We start from the raw sequence: 18106 nt of genomic DNA, 5'->3' as shown, positions 1-18106 counted from the left end.
AAAGGCGCTAAGGTTTCAGATCATAGGCCTGCTGCGACGCACGAAGCTCCACCAGCGTCTTGCCGACACAGCTGCCCCCGCCAGCGCCGCCGATTGCCTTTGCCTTTCCATCGAGCGTGATCGTGCCGGCGATCCGGTCGGATGCGACATAGGTCGCCACGCCGTCGTGCGAGACACGCGATATGTAAAAGGCATGGTAGGTTTCGTTGTACTTGCAATGGATGACCAACGGAAACTGAGAGAAGGGATCGTCCTCAGCCTGGACGGCGTGCAGTTGAAAAACTGGCACCAGAGTCAGGGCGGCGACCAGGCTGGCAAGAACCCTTTTGGTCAACGCGATCGATTTTCGGCGGGTCATGGTTCAATCCCTCTATCGTGACCTGCAGCGCCGCGTGTGTCGTCAGACACGCAAAGAGACGCTGTCACACTCTGCATTGCTAAATCGTCAGGGCGACGAGCGCATCGCGATCGAGAAGCCGAACAATCCGTTGTGATTTGCCGGCAAGACGAAGGATGCGTTTTTCCCGGAGCTTGGTAAAAGAGCGGGCAACTGTTTCCACCGTCAGCCCGAGATAGTCGGCAATATCGCTGCGAGACATCATCATATCGAATTCCGGATCCTCGGGATGGCGGTCGGCCATCTCCTGAACGAAGGCTGCAAGGCGCTTCAAGGCGCTTTGCTCGCTGATGATGAGTTGTTTGCATTGCGCCTTCGCCAGGTTCGTCAGGGCAATGCGCAAAAGATCGATTGGGACGGCTGCGTCCTGATTGGTGCGAAACGGCCTTACGCGCGATTCGCAGATGGCTTCTGCAAAATCGGTTCGGACATTCCCGTTTTCGAGCCCGAACCATTCGCCCTTGCTGCAGAAGGATAGGATATGCCGCTGGCCGTTCGACGTCAGGCGGTAAATCCGCACGGCGCCTGCTTCGACCTGGTAGATGGCAAGGGCGTATTCGCCTTCGCTGTAGATCGTTTCGTCGGCGCTGAGTTTGATCGATTGATCTTTGGCTGTCGCGGAAACCGTTCCATGGTGGTGGCCGGGAACCGTTGTGTATTTTCCGATCGCGTGATCCTGGAGCATGTGCGTCGTCCCCCATCCGCGTCCAGCATAAGCAATCGTTGCGTGCTTCGGTATTCGAGATACCCCTTACGTATTGCTACGGAAGCACTCGATCGCCGGCGGGTGTATAATGCTCTCACCCCTTGAGAGTGATACGGCGGTATCGCGGGAGGTCTAGATGGCACCGGAAGAGGGAGGGGACAGCCAGGCACGTCAAGACACCGAAAGCGTTCGCGCGCAGCTTGATCGTATACTCGCAAGTCCGGAATTTCTCGCGCCTGAACGCGGGCGCCGCTTCCTGCAATATATTGTGGAAGAGACGCTTGAAGGGCACGCCGGACAGCTCAAGGCCTTTACGATTGCACAGGCGGTGTTCGGCCGTGATGCCTCCTTCGATGCGCAGAACGATCCGGTTGTCCGTATCGAAGCGGGGCGCATCCGTCGCGCCCTTGAACGATACTATCTCGTCTGCGGAAGCAGTGACCCGATCCAAATCACCATTCCCAAAGGGGGCTATGCTCCGCATTTTTCGAGCGATGAAGACACCTCGACCGTCGAGGCCCCCGATACGCCAATTCAGGAGAACAAGCGCAGCCATCCCGGGCATGAGCGACCGATTCGATATCGCGATCTTCTCCTGCCGATCGGCATTCCCGCCCTCTTCGGCACAATGGCGGTACTCGCCCTCATCCGTCCGCTCGAATCCTACCTCTCACCGCCGGAAACGCCGCCGGCTGCCGCCTCGACGTTGAAGAGCAAAACCAGGATCGTTGTCGAACCCTTCGCGGCCCTCGGCGGCACTGCGCGCGGCGCAGATTTTGCCAAGGGGCTGGCCGATCAACTGATCGCCAAGCTCATGAAAGTGGACAACCTTGTCGTGCTTGCCCCCGATCGACCCAGCATGGAGTCGACCGGCTCGCTGTTCAGTCTGCAGGGAAGCGCCCTTGTCGAGGGCACGGTTCTTCATCTGCATGTCCGCCTGATCAACGGCGCCGACGGCGCGGTCGTCTGGGCAAATCAATATGATCGCGCGCTGCGCGATCAAACCATTCTCGATGTCGAGGACGAAATTGCCGCTCAAATCATTATGGAAATTTCAAGCGACCACAAACTGGGCGGCGCAGGCCCGATTCCGTAGCCGCATCGCAAGCGATCGCGCTTCAGATCGCCGGCGGGACTGTCCATCCGGGATCGTTCGCGCCGTTATCCTCCCGATGGCAGGTCAACGGCCACCCCTGCGGCGCGCAGGCCCGCAAAGAACCTTTCCTGATCCGCCGGGCGCTGCAGGCGCAGCGAAATCTCCTGGCGGATGTTCGTCATCAATGCCGGCGCGTGGGACTGGAGCCAATTCTGCTCCAACTTGGCCTCGTCCATCTTCCCCGCGGCTCCGAGAATAGACAGCAAGGCAAGGTGGCGCATGGGGTTGCAGTCGAGATCTGATATTCGCGACCATTGTTCCGCCGCTTCGATATCGCCCCTCATAAAGGCGCACATCGCCATGCCCGCCTCGTAATAGCCACGGGGGCCGGCATTTTTGTCAAGCGCCATCGATATCAACTCGCAGCCCGATTGCCATTTTCCCGACATCGCCAATCGTAAGCCGTACTCGCCAGCAACTTCCACATCGTCGGGATCTGCGGCATAGGCTGCCGTCCCGGCCGCCAGTGCCTTGTCGATATCTCCCCGGAAGAAGTTCACCAGCATAACGGCGCGAAGCACGCGGGGATTATCCGGCGCCAGCGATGCCGCTCGCTGTGCCGAAGCCGTTGCCAATTCGAGGGGCTCGGCCGAAGAGGGTGTGCCGAGCTTGTAGCGAAATCTAATTTCGTCAAGATAGACCAGAGACAAGAGCGCCCATGACGTCGCATCATCCGGGGTGCGCCGGAGTGCCTGTTGCAGGCACTCGCGCACTGCACCATGGCTTTGGACAGTCATCGCCTGGAGATAGCTATAATAGGCCGGAATACAGGCATGGGAATCCTGGTCTGCTTTCTGCGCCGGCTGCGCGATCATGGCTGTTTCGGCTTGAAAGATCGCGCCATGGGGCCGCGCTACCGCGCCGGCGATTTGCCGGGCAACGTTTGATTGAATCCAGAGCTTATTCTGAGCGCGAAGATCGGCATCGAAATTATTGGCCCAGATGACGGCCCCGTCCGCCCGACGCACCAGCCTGGCAACGGAGCGCAACCGGCTTCCGTCCGTCTGGACGTTGCCCTGAAGCGCGTAGTCGGCAGCAGTGGCACGATCACCCATCGGCGGATCGGCGACCACGACGATGTCATCGAGCTGGGCAAGCTGACCGATAAGATCGTCCCTCAGGCCGCGGGCGATATCCGAACTGGAATCGACGGAACTGCTCTCTGCAAAAACCTCGACAGCAACCGTCGGAAGGGAGGCTTTCGGCGGCAGCGGCCTGATCCGGGCACCTCCCGCCACAAGAAATGCCGATGCAAGGGCGAGAAGAAGAAGGATGGCCAGCAGACCGGTTCCGAGATGACGAGCGATCGGCGCCGGAGGGGTCGTCGCCTGAGGCGAATGACCTTGATCCTCGAATTCTTCGATCCGCGGATTTTCCGCGTCTTTTTCGGGCCGAACCGGCACCGACGCATCGCGGGTGTATTCGAAATGCGGCACATATCCGCCTTTCGGCACCGTAATAATCACGTCGTCCGCCTGGCCGGCGACGAGATAATAACGTTCGAGGGCCTTTCGTATTCGGCCTGCCTCGATCCTGACGACCGGATCATTCTGCGGGTCGAATGACGCTTCCCGACCAAAAACCATATTTGCGATGGTAAATGCCTTCAGGAAGCCTGATCGACCAGCGAGCGTCTCGCTGACGACAAATTCCAAAAAATTTCGCCCGCGCTTCGGCGCGTGAAACTCTTCACTTGCGAGAATTCGCTCGACTTGCCGGCAGATTTCCTCAGCCGTCGGTCCAAGACTGCTGAATACATCGATCTTTGTTGCGTTTCTCATGATCGCCCCTACGACTGATCACGCAATTATTTAAGCATCTTCTAAATCATCATATCTCAGAGGCTTCCAGTTGCAAGCATCACTTTTCAAATTATCGGGCGTAGGCTGGCCAGGGACTAGCCGGTAAGGTCCGCCCGGTTTCGGTCGACAGCTCGACCGCGTCGATGGCGATGGCCATGCGCATGAGCTCTGCAAGATTGCGAGCTCCCATTTTGGCCATGACGTTGGCGCGATGGACCTCCACCGTGCGCGAGCTGATGCCGAGATGATAGGCGATCATCTTGTTCTGCAAACCATCGAGCACGCCGTTCAGAACCTGATGTTCGCGGTCCGTGAGTTGACGAACTCGTGCCGCGACGCTTTCGGAATCGGCGATTGCGCTGCCTGGCCGCCTTTGTCCCATTGCCAGATTGATCGCCGCGATCAATGCATCCTCCCTGAGGGGCTTTTCAAGGAAATCCGACGCTCCCGCCTTCATTGCCTGAACGGCTGCAGCGATATCGCCCTGGCCGGTAATGACGATCGCCGGAACGTCTGCGCTGAACCGGTGCAGACGGTGAAGCAATTCGATGCCGTTGACATCGGGCATGCGCAGATCCGTCACCAGGCAGTTTCTACCCGAAAGAGGCAGAATATCCAGGAATGCCTTTGCGCAGCTGTGCGCTCGCACGGCAAAACCTGCCGATACCAGCAAGAATGTCAAAGATCGTCTCAATACCTCCTCGTCATCGACGAGATGGATCGTAAGGTCGTTCGTCATCGATTTCGGTCTCCATCAGCGGAAGCGAGAACGAGAAGACTGAACCATTCTCTGTTCTTCTACGCGCACTTATGCGGCCTCCATGCGCCTCGATAATGCGCTTGGACAACGCCAAGCCCATACCAAGGCCATGCGGCTTGCCGGTCACGAAGGGAAGAAACAACGACTCTTCCATCTCGGCTGCAATTCCGCAGCCATTGTCGGACACGTCAACAACGACATGCGAGGAATTGTCTACTGTTGTCCGGATCGCAATCGAGGGCTGCTCCACACACTCGGTCGCTTCTAGGGCGTTGCGAACGAGGTTCGTGAGCACCTGCACGATCTGAACGCGGTTTCCAAGGACAGTGTTCTGCGATGCTTCGAGCCGAAAGTCGGTGCGAAGGTCTTTTCGCCGCGCCCCGATGAGCGCGAGCCTTGTCGCCCTATGGATCAGCTCGTGCATCGCCTCCGGTTTCCTCTCGGAAGCGCCACGCTCTACGAATTCTCTGACGTTCTGGACGATACTTCCTGCCCAGAGCGCCTGCTGCGTAATTTCCAGCAGCGCTTCGCGAAGCTGTTCACCGCGCCGGCGACGATTGCCCATGACAAGGCGCCCGCACCCCTCGGAATAGGCTGCGATAGACGACAGTGGCTGGGAAAGTTCATGGGCAAGTGTAGACGCCATCTCGCCCAGTTCAGTCATTCTTGCAAGGCGGGCAATCTCATGCTGCAGCTCCTGAACTTGCTGCAAAGTCTCGCGTTCGGTTCGAAAGTCCTCAAAAATCGCCGCAGTGAAGACGCCTTTTTCATCATGCTTCCTGATAATGGTAAGGGCGGTCGGAAATTGAACTCCGCTCTTGGTGATCGCCAGACCGGCACGCACCGCCCCGTGGTCTGCCCAGCGCCCATTCAATTGAACATTCGGTGTCGCATGCCAGATGAAGCCGATCTTTCGGCCCATCAATTCGCGCTCTTCATAACCGAACATGGCGACCGCAGCCTTGTTGCAGGCTGAAATTCTATGGCGGTCATCGATAAAAAACACCGCGTCCGGCATGTGTTCGTGGAGTTGCCGGATCCAGTCCATCCGCAGCCCACCATTTCCTTCGCGCAAAGCGCACGCCGGCTCGTGAGACACCGCCTGCGGCGTTTCGGATGGGACTTGTCCTGCCACGACTGCGACGGCGGAACCGGCTTCGGCGACGACACGCGGCGCCTGCATCTTGATGGACATGATGGTCTCCTCCGTCCCTTGAGAAGTCTTGGCCCACGGACCGTCTTTTGTCCTCCAGAATGACTGCACAATACCACCGTTGGGCGGCTAATCCGTGTAGTATCGCGTAGCCTCTATTGGTCTTCCCTAGCGAACCTTTCGGCGCAAACCCATGGCGGGCGTTGATCCGGCTCAATGCCTCTGCCTCATTGTTCCACTATGGTGAGAAACAAAGGGCAAGTGGCCGTTTAAGGGAGCTAAAAGATTGAGACGCCCCCGTCACCCGTGGACGGGGGAGCCGCAAGGAATATCGGCGACCGAGTGATGGCCATAGCTCGTCGGATCTATTTCCGCAGACAAGACCCACAAGTTCCGGCTGATCGCCGGACAGGCGAAACATGCCGGATGGACGAGTGGCGTGCCGGAATGACCACCTCATGTCCGGTTGACCTGGTGGATCGTCGGGAGGGTTTGGTGATGTGGCGATTGCCAGTCGAAGCTCCGTTCGAACAGGATATAGAGCTCGCCGTCATCGACGACGAAGGCGTCCATGCCCTGGTTTTCCCGTGCCAGCGTCTACCCGATGGCTGGATCAATGCGGTGACCGGCGACACGCTCGACATTCATCCTACCCATTGGCGCCTATGGCAAATCCATCGACGCGATGGTTCAGGTCTTCAATGAACTCCCGCCCATGGCTGGCGGAAGGGCAGCAACATACTGCTCCGTGGATTGTCTGCGATCAATGACACGACCGATCTGGCCGAAATAGTCTGGTTTTCGAAGAACGGCCGGCGCGGCCGCGATCCGGAAAGCTGGAAGGAGGACCACATGCGTGGTTTCGGGGTTCACTCGGAGATCGGGAAATTGAGAACCGTCATGGTTTGCAGGCCGTCTCTGGCTCATCAGCGCCTGACGCCTGCCAACTGCCATGATCTGCTTTTTGACGATGTCCTATGGGTACATGAGGCTCAGAAAGATCACTTTGATTTTGTGCTGAAGATGCAGGAACGGGGCGTTGAAGTTCTCGAGCTCCACGACTTGCTTGGCCAGGCGCTTGCCAACAAACAGGCGCGCGATTTCATATTGGACCGGCGCATCACCCCGAATGTGCTCGGCTCGCAGATCGCCGAGGCGATGCGACCGTGGCTTGACGAAATGCCGCCCGCGCAGCTTGCCGCATTCATGATCGGCGGCATCGCAATCTCCGACCTGCCTGAGGTCAAGGCGAAGTCGCTGATGCTCAGCGCCTTGCCGGAAACGGATTTCGTCATCCCGCCGATTCCGAACACGCTATTCCAGCGCGACCCCTCTTGCTGGATTTACGGCGGCGTGACCTGCAACCCGATGTTCTGGCCGGCAAGACGCGCGGAAACGCTGATCCAGCGTGCGATCTACAAGTTTCATCCAATCTTCCTCGGCGGCGATTTCCAGATCTGGTGGGGCGATTCAGACCATCAGTTCGCCAATGCGTCGATGGAGGGAGGCGACGTCATGCCGATCGGCAACGGCACGGTTCTAATCGGCATGGGCGAGCGTACGACCTATCAGGCCGTCGGCCAGGTCGCGCAGGCGCTATTCAGGAACAAGGCCGCAAAGAGGGTGATCGGCTGCCTGATGCCGAAGAGCCGTGCGGCAATGCATCTGGACACCGTTTTCAGCTTTTGCGATCGCGATGTCGTCACGCTGTTTGCCGAGGTCGTCGATCAGATCCGCTGCTACAGCATGTATCCGAAAGACGACGACGGCACATTCGAGATCCATCCCGAAAGCCAGCCGATGCTCGATGTCGTCGCCGAAGCACTCGATCTGCCGCTATTACGCACGGTCGAAACAGGCGGCAATTCCTATCAGGCCGAACGCGAGCAATGGGACGACGGCAACAATGTCGTCGCGCTCGAGCCCGGCGTCGTCGTCGCCTACGACCGCAACACCTACACGAATACGCTGCTGCGCAAGGCGGGGATCGAGGTCATCACCATTCGCGGCTCCGAACTCGGACGCGGCCGTGGTGGCGGACATTGCATGACATGCCCCATCTGGCGCGACCCTGCTTACTGACGTTTCCATCCACGAACCGGACCGACGGAGCAAGACAATGAGCTTCAATCTGCGCAATCGCTCACTTCTGACCGTGCAGGATTACACCCCGCGGGAGTTCCGCTATCTCCTCGATCTCGCCCGCGATCTGAAACGGGCCAAATATGCCCGCACCGAGCAGGAGCACCTGAAAGGCAAGGAAATCTGCCTCATCTTCGAGAAAACCTCGACGAGAACGAGATGCGCCTTCGAGGTCGCCTGCTCGGACCAGGGCGCCAACGTCACCTATCTCGACCCGTCAGGCTCGCAGATCGGGCATAAGGAATCCTTCAAGGATACGGCGCGGGTGCTCGGCCGTATGTATGATGCGATCGAATATCGCGGCTCCGCGCAGAAGGGCGTTGAGACGCTGGCACGTTACGCCGGAGTGCCCGTCTATAACGGCCTGACGGATGAATATCATCCCACACAGATGATTGCCGACGTCATGACCATGCGTGAACACAGCGATAAGCCGATCACCGCCATCAAATATGCCTATGTCGGGGACACGCGCTCGAATATGGGGCATTCACTGCTGATCGTCGGCTGCCTGCTCGGCATGGATGTGCGCATCTGCGGCCCGAGATCGCTGTGGCCGTCTGAGGAATACATGAAGATCGCCAAGGATCTGCAGAAGGCCTCGGGCGCACGCCTGCTGGTCACCGAGGATCCCAAAGAAGCCGTCAAGGACGTCGATTTCATCCACACGGATGTCTGGGTTTCGATGGGCGAGCCAAAAGATGTCTGGCGTGAACGCATCAAGCTGCTCACCCCCTACCAGGTCAATCAGGACCTGATGAAAGCGACCGGTAATCCGCAGACCAAGTTCATGCATTGCCTGCCGGCGTTCCACGATACCGAAACCACGCTTGGCAAGCAGATCGCCGAAGACTACGGCATGGCGAACGGCCTCGAAGTCACGAACGACGTCTTCGAGTCCGAGGCCAATGTCGCCTTCGAGCAGGCGGAAAACCGCCTGCATACGATCAAAGCCCTGCTTGTGGCTACCTTGGGAGATTGACATGCGTGTCGTCATTGCGCTGGGCGGCAATGCGCTTCTTCGGCGCGGGGAGCCTATGACTGCCGATACACAGAGGCGAAATGCGCGCACCGCAGCCCGGGCGATCGCGCCCCTGGCCGCTGAACACGAGCTGGTCATAACACACGGCAACGGGCCGCAGGTCGGGCTGCTTGCGCTGCAGGGGGCGGCCTACAAGCCCGAGGAAGCCTATCCGCTCGATGTTCTCGGCGCCGAGACCGAGGGCATGATCGGTTACATGCTGGAGCAGGAGCTCGGCAATCTCCTGCCGTTCGAGCAGCCTTTGGCCACGCTGCTGACCATGGTGGAGGTCGATGCGGCCGATCCGGGCTTCCAGAACCCCACAAAGTTCGTCGGCCCCGTCTATGAGAAGGCCGAGGCTGACCGGATCGCCAAGGAAAAAGGCTGGGGGTTCAAGCAGGATGGCGAAAAATGGCGGCGTGTCGTCGCCTCGCCGGCGCCCAAACGCATTTTCGAGATCCGTCCGGTCCGCTGGCTGCTGGAACAGCGCACCATCGTCATCTGTGCGGGCGGCGGCGGCATTCCGACAATGTACGAAAAGGGCAGCGACCGGAAGCTGATCGGTGTCGAAGCCGTGATCGACAAGGACCTATGCTCGGAGCTTCTGGCCCGCGAGCTTTATGCCGATCTCCTGATCATGGCGACCGATGCCGAGGCCGTCTGCACCGACTGGGGCAAGCCGTCCCAGAAGGCGATCCATCAGGCCCGTCCCGACGACTTCAAGCAGTTTTCCTTCCCGGCCGGGTCGATGGGCCCGAAGGTCGATGCCGCCTGCCATTTTGCGCGGGCCAGCGGCAAGACCGCGGCCATCGGAGCCCTCGCCGACATCGCGGGGTTGGTGCGCGGCGAACGCGGAACGATCATCAGTGAAAATTTTGCCGGCCTGAGCTGGCACACCTAGAGCAATTCCGGGAAAAGTGCGAAGCGGTTTTCCGTCCGGAATTGCGTCAAAAAAAGAGGTTAGAGCGGTTCTGCGTTTCCATGAAAAGGTGAACCGCTCTAACCGTCCGATCCTGACCCTTCAAGCAAACCTATCCTGAGGCGGCAGCGGGCGCGGTACCGCGCTCGCTGCTGCCGTCTCCTTGTCTGTGGCGCCAGCTGCATTTCGTTTTTGCCAGACATAGACCGGGATGCCGAGCATCAAGAGTACGAGACCATAGAGCACCGGTTCGGCACCGGAGCCGTAGAGGGTGAAGATTGCAAAGACGAAGGCGATGATCTCGATTGCGCTCACCCGCGGCATTCGCCCATGGGCGACACCCGCAATGAGGCTTCTGGCAAGCGAGCAGAAGGCATAGGGAATGACGGCGGCCATGGTGCTCAACCCGACCATGAGCCGGTAGACGGCCGCGAAACCTTCGGAGCCGATCGCCTGGACGAGCACCAAAAGCGTTGCGAACGTGGCTGAGACGATCATGCCCCATGCCGGCACGCCGCGCGGGGAGAGTCTCGCAAAAAGCGGCGGAAACAGCCCGTCCCGGGCAGCCGCCATCGGAACCTGCCCCATCAGCAAGGTCCAGCCATTGAGAGCGCCGATCGAGGAGAGCAGCACAGCAACCGAGATCGCCAGCTCGCCGGGCCGTCCCCACATGACCCCCGCGGCCTGGGAGAATGGCGCAACCGAACGAACGAGCTGTTCGCGCGGCAGGAGGCCCATCACGACAATAGTGCCCAGGAGATAGAGGGCCGCGGCGATCGAGATGCCAAGCACGGTCGAACGGGGGATGGTCCGTTCGGCATTCTCGACATCGCCTGCAGGCACGGTCGCCGATTCCAGTCCTAGATAGGCGAACATCGTCAGTGGCGCCAGAGTTGCTACCGACTGCAACAGCGATTGTCCGCTCGGATTGAATTCGGAGAAATGCGAGGTGTCGATGAAGAGAAGGCCGATAATGGCGACGGCGCCGAAGGGAAGCAGCTTGGCATAGGTGGTGACCTGCGCAAAGACGCCCGCCGCATGAACGCCGCGGAGATTGACGAGCACGATCGCCCAGATCACGCCAAGCGTCAGCACGGTCGCGGCGAAGCGGTTGGCGAGAGCGGGGAAGAGATCGACCATTACGCCGGCAAAGGCAATGGCGATGACCGGCAGCGACGTCCAGATGGAAATCCAGTAGCCCCAGGCAATCAGGAAGCCGGCGAAATCGCCATAGGCGAGCCTCGTATAGGCATAGGGGCCGCCAACAGCGGGCACGAGGCGCGCCAGGCGCGCAAAGGTGAGGCCGAGGCAGATCGCGCCGGCGCCCATGATGATCCAGACGATAATTGCGAGGTTGCCATAGGGCGCGACGGCGGCCGGCGAAAGATAAAAGCCCGACCCGACCATGTTTCCCACCACGATGGCGGTGCAGGCAGCAAGTCCCAGGCTCTTGCCATTTGGCGACGTTGTCATGGTCCCCTCCCCGAAAACATCCTTTCCGACGCCGATATCGTCTCGGACATCTGTTCCCGGAGGCAATCTTCCTCCCAAAGAATAGACGCCGCAATCCGGTTCAATGCGTAGTGGGTGACCCTGTTGGGATGGCCTGGATTAAAGAGCTGAAGCATGATGTCGCTCGAAAACCGCTCCCGCTTTTCCGCATCGTGCTTCAGCTCACGTCCAGCAGACGCGAGGCGATTGATCGTACTCAATGCCTGGCTTCGGTGCATGAGCTATCTTCCCCAAATGAACATCATTTGGTTCTCGGGAGTTAGAGCGATGAAGATGGCCATGATCATTGGACTTGCCGTATTGACTGCCGCCGCCGGAATTGCCCCGGTCGAGGCCCAGCAGACTCGACGCGAATATCGGAGAATGAACTGGAGTGAGAATCTGCCGGAGGCGGTGCGAACTTATCACGACAGACGATTCACCATCGTTAGCTACAGGGTGGCAGATTTTTCGGAGACCGGCTCACACCCTAAGCAGGGAAGTGAAGAACATGTCAAAGCCATCAGAGACGCAATTCGTGCGAACAAATGGCTTACAGCCCAACTCAAGACCAAGAAGCTTACCGCGAACGACATCGAATGGGTCTCGCGGGCACGCAACGGCAACATGACCTTCTATACAAAATGAGCGGCATCTGTTCCGGGTAAATTTCAGGCTGGGCAGCTCTGCGCGGCCTTGCCTGCTCGTCCACCGGATGACCGGCCGGCTGCCATAGCGCGACTGCGGCCGGCAACGGATAAAAGCAAAACCACCCCGTTTCACACCTCGTCTCCCCTTCACGATCAGCATAAAACGATTGGAACGAAGGGTGTCGGAGGCGGGGGCAATGAGGTTAGACGAGCAGGGATTTCTCAGAATCTCGATCGCGGCGACGGTTGTGGTCGCTACACTCGGCGTGGTTTTCGGCATTCTTTCCGGATCGTTCTCCATCGCTTTCGACGGCGTTTATTCGCTGGCCGATGCGGCGATGACCGGGCTAGCGCTCTGGGTTTCCAGCCTGATCATACAATCGACGCAGAGCGACGCACGGTCGGGCAGAATCCGAAACCGCTTTACCATGGGCTTCTGGCATCTGGAGCCCATCGTGCTGATGCTCAATGGCTGCCTGCTGATGACGGTCGCCGTCTATGCGCTGATCAGCGCGGTCATTAGCATCCTGAGCGGTGGCCACGAACTGCAATTCGGCATGGCGGTCGCCTATTCCGCGGCGACCCTGCTTGTCTGCGCCGCTATGGCTTTCCTTGGCATTAGGCTGAACGCCAGCATCAAATCCGATTTCATCTCGCTGGACATCAAGGCCTGGATCATGTCCGGCGGCATCGCGTTAGCGCTGCTGATTGCATTTCTGATCGGCATGGCCGTGCAGGCGACGCCGGTCGCATGGGTCGCCAGCTATATGGACCCCGCGGTTCTGGCGCTGGTCTGCCTGGTCATGATCCCGCTTCCGATCGGCACCGTCTGGAGGGCGTTGAGCGAGATCCTGCTGATCGCCCCTGTCGACCTTCAGGAGCATGTCGACCGCGTCGCCTCGGAAACGGTTCGCCGCCTCGGCTTCCTTTCGCACCGCGCCTATGTCGCCCGGGTCGGTCGCGCAATGCAGATCGAACTCTACTTCATCGTGCCGGAAGGACTTCCGGCAAAGACTGTAGAGGAATGGGACGCACTCCGCGACGAGATAGGGGCCGCGATCGGAGACGAGAGCGCCAATCGCTGGCTGACGATTGCCTTCACGGCCGATGCGGAATGGGCCGAATAGGCCGGCATCAGCGTTCCACCGATATCGAAATGCTTTGCCTCACGTTGATTGCAATCAACGACGGTGCACCACCCGTCATGTACGATCCCTCCAGCTGAGATGCGCATCGCTGCAGAGCGGTCACGGCCTTTGGCCCTCGGTTTCCGGAGGAACGCATGGAATTCCAGAAGGCATTTCCGATAGCCGTTATCGACGAGGACTTTGATGGCAAGAGCGCTGCCGGACGCGGCATGCGCGATCTGGCGGCCGCAATCGAAAAGGAAGGCTTCCGGATCGTCTCCGGCGTTTCCTACGAGGATGCGCGGCGCCTCGTGCATATCTTCAACACCGAATCCTGCTGGCTGGTTTCCGTCGACGGGACCGAGGACAAGACCACGCGCTGGCAGCTATTGGGAGAGGTGCTGGCCGCAAAGCGGCAGAGGAACGACCGCCTGCCGATTTTCCTCTTTGGCGATGATACGACCGCGGAAGACGTCCCCGCCGGGGTGCTGCGCCACGCCAACGCCTTCTTTCGGCTGTTCGAGGATACGGCGGAATTCATGGCGCGCGCCATAGCGCAGGCTGCCCGCAACTATCTCGACCAGCTGCCGCCGCCGATGTTCAAGGCGCTGATGGACTACACGCTCGAGGGCGCCTATTCCTGGCATACGCCCGGCCACGGCGGCGGTGTCGCTTTCCGCAAGAGCCCCGTCGGCCAGCTCTTCTATACTTTCTTCGGTGAAAACACGCTGCGATCCGATATCTCCGTATCGGTCGGCAGCGTCGGTTCGCTGCTGGATCATGTCGGGCCGATCGCCGAGGGCGAGCGCAATGCCGCACGCATCTTTGGCACGGACGAGACCCTGTTTGTGGTCGGCGGCACGTCGACGGCAAACAAGATCGTATGGCATGGCATGGTCGGGCGCGGCGATCTGGTGCTGTGCGACCGCAACTGCCACAAGTCCATCCTGCACTCGCTGATCATGACGGGCGCAACACCCATCTATCTCACGCCGTCGCGCAACGGGCTCGGCATCATTGGCCCGATCTCGAAGGACCAGTTCACGCCCGAGGCAATCGCGCAGAAGATTTCCGCGAGCCCCTTTGCCGGGCAGACGAGCGGCAAGGTCCGGCTGATGGTCATCACCAATTCGACCTATGACGGCCTCTGCTACAATGTCGATGCGATCAAGGCATCGCTCGGCGACGCAGTCGAGGTGCTGCATTTCGACGAGGCCTGGTACGCATATGCCAATTTCCATGAATTCTACGATGGCTTCCACGGCATCTCGTCGAACCTGCCCACCCGATCGCAGAACGCCATCACCTTTGCCACGCACTCGACGCACAAGCTGCTCGCCGCTCTTTCGCAGGCCTCGATGATCCATATCCAGCATGCCAAGAACAAGCGTCTCGACGTCACCCGCTTCAACGAAGCCTTCATGATGCACACCTCGACCTCGCCGCAATACGGCATCATTGCCTCCTGCGATGTCGCAGCCGCAATGATGGAGCAGCCTGCCGGGCGCGCGTTGGTGCAGGAGACGATCGACGAGGCGATCAGCTTCCGCCGGGCGATGAACACGATGAGGCAACAGACGGATGGCAGCTGGTGGTTCGATGTCTGGGAGCCGGCGGTTGCCGAGCAGACGCCGAGCGATACCCATGCCGACTGGGTTCTGAAGCCTGATGATGCCTGGCATGGATTTACCGCCCTTGCCGAAAACCACGTCATGGTCGACCCGATCAAGGTCACCATCCTGTCGCCGGGCCTCTCGGCAAGCGGCGTCATGGACGAGCATGGCATACCGGCCGCCGTCATTACCAAGTTCCTGTCGTCGCGACGCATCGAGATTGAAAAGACCGGCCTCTATTCCTTTCTGGTGCTTTTCTCGATGGGCATTACCCGCGGCAAATGGAGCACGCTCGTCACCGAACTCCTCAACTTCAAAGATCTCTATGACGCCAATGCGCCTTTGACCCGAGCGCTGCCGGCGCTCGCCGCTGGACATCCGGAAGCCTATGCCGGCATGGGGCTGAAAGATCTCTGCGAACAGATTCATTCGATCTATCGCAAGGACGATGTGCCGAAGGCACAGCGCGAGATGTACACGGTCTTACCCGAAATGGCGCTGCGTCCGGCAGATGCCTACGACAGGCTGGTCAAGGGCCGGATCGAGAGTGTCGAGATCGACAATCTCATGGACCGCATCCTTGCCGTGATGATCGTACCCTATCCGCCGGGAATTCCGCTGATCATGCCGGGCGAGCGGATTACCCAGTCGACGAAGTCCATTCAGGACTATCTGCTGTACGCCCGTGATTTCGACCGGAAGTTCCCCGGTTTCGAGACCGACATCCACGGCCTTCGCTTCGCGCCCGGTGACGGCGGTCGCCGCTATCTTGTCGATTGCATTGCAGGGGAGGAGCAGGAATGATCCCGCGCGATGTAAAATCTCCGACGGTCGCCATACCGTTTCACAAGATGCTGAAGATCGTGGCCGTCATCGACCGTGATAATTCTCAGGCCCAGGAACTGGTGGCACAGATTACCGCCCAGGGTTTCCATGTAGAACTACGCAACGACTATTCCGCTGATGCATCTGAGGATGCTGACGTCGGCGCCTACATCGGATCGGTCGAGGGCGGCAAGCTGCCGGCGGCGCGCAGCTTCCTTCGATCCGTGAGAGATATCGGTTTTCGCACGCCAATTTGGGCAATGGCGGATACGCTGACGATTGCGGATATGGATGTCGTCGAGATGGCCGGCGAGGTGGATGGCTTCGTCTATCTCGGCCAGCAGACGCCGACCTTCTATGCCAAGCAGATCGTGTCCAGTGCGATCAATTACGGCAAGTCTTTGCTGCCACCCTTCTTCGGCGGCATGATGGCCTATGACGGCGAGGCGAATATCGCCTTCGATTGCCCGGGGCATCAGGGCGGCCAGTTCTATCGGAAGTCGCCGGCCGGCCAGCTCTTCTTCAAATATTTCGGAGAGAGCATTTTCCGCAACGATCTCTGCAATGCCGATGTCGATCTCGGCGACCTCCTCATCCATGAAGGCCCTGCCGTCGAGGCACAGAAGCAGGCGGCGCGCATCTTCGGTGCGGATCGCACCTATTTCATTCTCAACGGCACGAGCACCTCCAACAAGGTGGTCGCCAATGCGGTGCTGCGAAGCGGCGATCTCGTGCTTTTCGATCGCAACAATCACAAATCCCTGCATCAGGGCGCGCTCGTGCAGGCTGGCGCCATCCCAATCTATCTGCCGACGGCCCGCAATTCCTTCGGCATGATCGGGGCTGTCGACTGGGCAGCCTGGGACGAGGCTTGGTTGCGGCAAAAGATACAGGAACATCCGCTCATCACCGATAAGAGCCGCGCGAGCGCTGAAAGGCCTTTCCGCCTGGCCTGCATCCAGCTCGCGACCTATGACGGCACGATCTACAATGTGCGACAGGTGATGGAGAAGATCGGCCATCTCTGCGACTATGTGCTCTGGGACGAGGCCTGGATCGGCTACAACGCCTTCCATCCGCTCTTCGAGGGCCACAGCCCAATGCGGCTGAAAGACCTGCGGGCGGATATGCCGGGACTGTTCTCAACGCAGTCCGTGCACAAGCAGGGCGCCGGTTTCTCCCAGGCTTCTCAGATCCACAAACGCGACGAACATATCAAGGGCCAGCGCCGGTTCGTCGAACACAAGCGCTTCAATGAATCGCTGCTGATGCATGTTTCGACCTCTCCCTTCTATCCGCTCTTCGCCTCGCTTGACGTCAACGCCAAGGTGCACGAGGGCCAGGCGGGTGAGATGCTCTGGGACCGCTGCATCGAGCTTGGGATCGAAGTTCGCAAGAAGCTGCGCGGTTTCGTTGAGCACTACGAAACCAAGGCCGCAGGCGCAGAAGAGAAATGGTTCTTCGATCCTTTCGTGCCGGACAAGGTCACCATTTCGGGCTCAAAACATACCAACGACCTTGAAGCCGTGCGGTGGGAGGATGTGTCCACGGACGTGCTCAAGCGCGAGCAGCAATGCTGGCGGTTCGATCCGCAGGCAAAGTGGCACGGCTTTGCCGGATATGCGCCTGAATATACGATGGTCGATCCCAACAAGCTTACGCTGCTGACACCCGGCATCGACCGCAAGACCGGCGAATATCGCGAGTTCGGCATTCCGGCGACTGTGGTCGCCAACTATCTGCGCGAACAGCGGGTCGTGCCGGAAAAATGCGATCTCAACAGTCTTCTCTTCCTGCTGACGCCGGCGGAGGACGAGAGCAAGCTGAACACGCTCGTCGCCAAGCTGGTCAAGTTCAAGAATCTCTGGGATCGCGACGCACCGCTGCAGGAGGTGCTGCCGACCGTCTTTGCGGCCAATCGAGAGCGCTATGCCGGCTATACGGTCCGCCAGGTCTGCCGCGAGATGCATTCCTTCTATCGCGAGGCGGGCGTCAAAGAGCTGCAGCGTCTCTGCTTCCGCTCCGAAAGTTTTCCGGAACCGGCTATCGCTCCCAAGCAGGCCTATGAAGCGCTGGTCGCCAACGATGTCGACTATGTGCCGCTGACGCAGGCTGCCGGCCGCATTTCGGCAACGCTGGCGCTGATCTATCCGCCAGGGATCGGCGTGATCGTTCCCGGCGAGCGCTGGGACGACAGGGCGCGCCCGATGCGGGACTATTTCCTGGCTTTCGAAGAGTCTTTCAACCGATTTCCGGGGTTCAATTACGAAGTCCAGGGCGTGTTCCAGGAAAGGATCGGCGGGCGGATCAAATTCCACACATATGTCGTGCGCGAGTAGACGCA

At 59.5% G+C, this 18106-nt stretch carries 15 protein-coding genes; 9 read left to right on the top strand and 6 right to left on the bottom strand.

Annotated elements, in window-relative coordinates:
- Positions 1–7 precede the first annotated feature (7 nt).
- Both EFB14_RS10650 and EFB14_RS10645 read right to left on the bottom strand, forming a co-directional pair.
- Positions 8–358, bottom strand: coding sequence for a hypothetical protein (locus EFB14_RS10650; RefSeq protein ID WP_125842910.1), 351 nt, complete (start codon positions 356–358; stop codon positions 8–10).
- Positions 359–437: 79 nt separating this feature from the next.
- A complete protein-coding gene (locus tag EFB14_RS10645; RefSeq protein ID WP_125842912.1) occupies positions 438–1082 on the bottom strand; it encodes a helix-turn-helix domain-containing protein in 645 nt (214 codons plus the stop codon).
- Positions 1083–1239: 157 nt separating this feature from the next.
- Here EFB14_RS10645 and EFB14_RS10640 point away from each other — a divergent pair, with 157 nt between their 5' ends.
- Entirely contained in the window at positions 1240–2199 is a 960-nt protein-coding gene (locus EFB14_RS10640; RefSeq protein WP_126825117.1) for a hypothetical protein, read from the top strand.
- A 65-nt stretch (positions 2200–2264) separates the two neighbouring features.
- On the opposite strand, the gene EFB14_RS10635 is transcribed toward EFB14_RS10640, so the two are convergent.
- The 3 genes from EFB14_RS10635 to EFB14_RS10625 form a co-directional block, all read right to left on the bottom strand.
- On the bottom strand, positions 2265–4040 hold the full coding sequence (locus EFB14_RS10635; protein ID WP_126825114.1) for a hypothetical protein: 1776 nt from the start codon (positions 4038–4040) through the stop codon (positions 2265–2267).
- Between the two features lie 91 nt (positions 4041–4131).
- Positions 4132–4800 carry a response regulator transcription factor gene (locus EFB14_RS10630; protein ID WP_126825111.1) on the bottom strand — a complete coding sequence of 223 codons (669 nt, stop codon included), beginning with the start codon at positions 4798–4800 and terminating at the stop codon, positions 4132–4134.
- A complete protein-coding gene (locus EFB14_RS10625) occupies positions 4766–6016 on the bottom strand; it encodes a sensor histidine kinase (RefSeq protein ID WP_126825108.1) in 1251 nt (416 codons plus the stop codon). Before EFB14_RS10625 ends, EFB14_RS10630 begins: the two co-directional genes overlap by 35 nt.
- 384 nt (positions 6017–6400) lie before the next feature.
- Between EFB14_RS10625 and EFB14_RS10620 the strand changes: the two genes are divergently transcribed.
- The 4 genes from EFB14_RS10620 to arcC all read left to right on the top strand — a co-directional run bounded on the left by EFB14_RS10620 (position 6401) and on the right by arcC (position 10038).
- Complete coding sequence (locus EFB14_RS10620; RefSeq protein WP_376772312.1) at positions 6401–6679, top strand: hypothetical protein; 279 nt, start codon at positions 6401–6403, stop codon at positions 6677–6679.
- A gap of 147 nt (positions 6680–6826) precedes the next feature.
- Positions 6827–8056, top strand: a complete 1230-nt coding sequence (arcA, locus tag EFB14_RS10615) for an arginine deiminase (protein ID WP_125842922.1) — start codon at positions 6827–6829, stop codon at positions 8054–8056.
- A 37-nt stretch (positions 8057–8093) separates the two neighbouring features.
- Complete coding sequence (locus EFB14_RS10610) at positions 8094–9098, top strand: ornithine carbamoyltransferase (protein ID WP_125842924.1); 1005 nt, start codon at positions 8094–8096, stop codon at positions 9096–9098.
- 1 nt (position 9099) lies between these two features.
- Positions 9100–10038, top strand: a complete 939-nt coding sequence (arcC, locus tag EFB14_RS10605; protein WP_125842926.1) for a carbamate kinase — start codon at positions 9100–9102, stop codon at positions 10036–10038.
- Positions 10039–10158: 120 nt separating this feature from the next.
- On the opposite strand, the gene EFB14_RS10600 is transcribed toward arcC, so the two are convergent.
- Positions 10159–11529 carry an amino acid permease gene (locus EFB14_RS10600; RefSeq protein ID WP_126825105.1) on the bottom strand — a complete coding sequence of 457 codons (1371 nt, stop codon included), beginning with the start codon at positions 11527–11529 and terminating at the stop codon, positions 10159–10161.
- 318 nt (positions 11530–11847) lie between these two features.
- Here EFB14_RS10600 and EFB14_RS10595 point away from each other — a divergent pair, with 318 nt between their 5' ends.
- The 4 genes from EFB14_RS10595 to speC all read left to right on the top strand — a co-directional run bounded on the left by EFB14_RS10595 (position 11848) and on the right by speC (position 18101).
- Positions 11848–12195 carry a hypothetical protein gene (locus EFB14_RS10595; protein WP_126825322.1) on the top strand — a complete coding sequence of 116 codons (348 nt, stop codon included), beginning with the start codon at positions 11848–11850 and terminating at the stop codon, positions 12193–12195.
- 199 nt (positions 12196–12394) lie between these two features.
- Positions 12395–13324 carry a cation diffusion facilitator family transporter gene (locus EFB14_RS10590; RefSeq protein ID WP_125842930.1) on the top strand — a complete coding sequence of 310 codons (930 nt, stop codon included), beginning with the start codon at positions 12395–12397 and terminating at the stop codon, positions 13322–13324.
- Positions 13325–13479: 155 nt separating this feature from the next.
- Positions 13480–15741 (top strand): Orn/Lys/Arg family decarboxylase, encoded by a 2262-nt coding sequence (locus EFB14_RS10585; protein WP_125842932.1) that lies wholly within the window; start codon positions 13480–13482, stop codon positions 15739–15741.
- On the top strand, positions 15738–18101 hold the full coding sequence (gene speC / locus EFB14_RS10580; RefSeq protein WP_126825102.1) for an ornithine decarboxylase: 2364 nt from the start codon (positions 15738–15740) through the stop codon (positions 18099–18101). The genes EFB14_RS10585 and speC overlap by 4 nt, the downstream gene beginning before the upstream one ends.
- Positions 18102–18106 lie beyond the last annotated feature (5 nt).

Origin of the sequence: Rhizobium fabae (genome assembly GCF_003985135.1) — a bacterium.
In the GTDB taxonomy this organism is placed as follows: Bacteria; Pseudomonadota; Alphaproteobacteria; order Rhizobiales; family Rhizobiaceae; genus Rhizobium; species Rhizobium pisi.
Note: the sequence above shows the minus strand (reverse complement) of the source record. Positions and strands in the feature narration are given on the sequence as shown.